Here is a 707-nt window from a genome sequence, read left to right as displayed (position 1 = left end):
TAAGGGGAAGGGTGACAGACACTACCCAGTGGCTTTTAAAGTTTGAGGGTAGCGTGCTCTTTGAAGGCGCACAGGGCACCATGCTGGATATAGACATGGGGACATATCCTTTTGTGACCTCCTCCAACGCATCAGCCCTTGGACTTTCTAATGGTACTGGACTTCCTCCTAAGTACTTTTCGACGGCTAACTTCTGGGCGGTTTCTAAGGCCTACGCCACGAGGGTTGGAGAGGGGCCGTTCCCCACGGAGCTTACAGACGAGAAGGGGGAGCAGTTGAGGGAAAGAGGAGGCGAATACGGTGCAACAACAGGAAGACCAAGAAGATGCGGATGGCTCGACCTTGTGGTTCTCAAGCATGCGGTTGAGGTAAACGGCCTTGATGGTCTGATACTTACAAAGCTCGATGTGCTGGATGGTTTTGAAGAAATAAAAGTATGCGTTGCCTACGAGCTGGATGGGCAGGTCTTTGACCACTTCCCTGCAGGCCTAAGCAAACTTTCTAAGGTAGCACCCATCTACAAGAGCTTTAAAGGGTGGCTCAGAAACACGAGGGGTGCAAGGAGCTTTTCAGAACTGCCGAAGGAAGCCCTCCAGTATTTACAGTTTATACAGGACTATCTTGGCGTGCCATTGGTAATGCTTTCCACGGGACCAGAGAGGGAAGAGTACTTCTGGCTTCAGGAGCCTGCCTGGAGAGAGGGAGAA

1 protein-coding gene is annotated in these 707 nt (G+C 51.5%); it reads left to right on the top strand.

All coding sequences use genetic code 11. The features are described from left to right. The coding region (locus NZ579_08215) for an adenylosuccinate synthetase (GenBank protein ID MCS7299920.1) at positions 1-707 on the top strand (707 nt) is incomplete at both ends.

The sequence above is a fragment of the Spirochaetota bacterium genome (genome assembly GCA_025061835.1).
Classification (GTDB): domain Bacteria; phylum Spirochaetota; class Brevinematia; order DTOW01; family DTOW01; genus SKYB106.
This window is presented reverse-complemented; position numbering and strand designations above follow the sequence as displayed.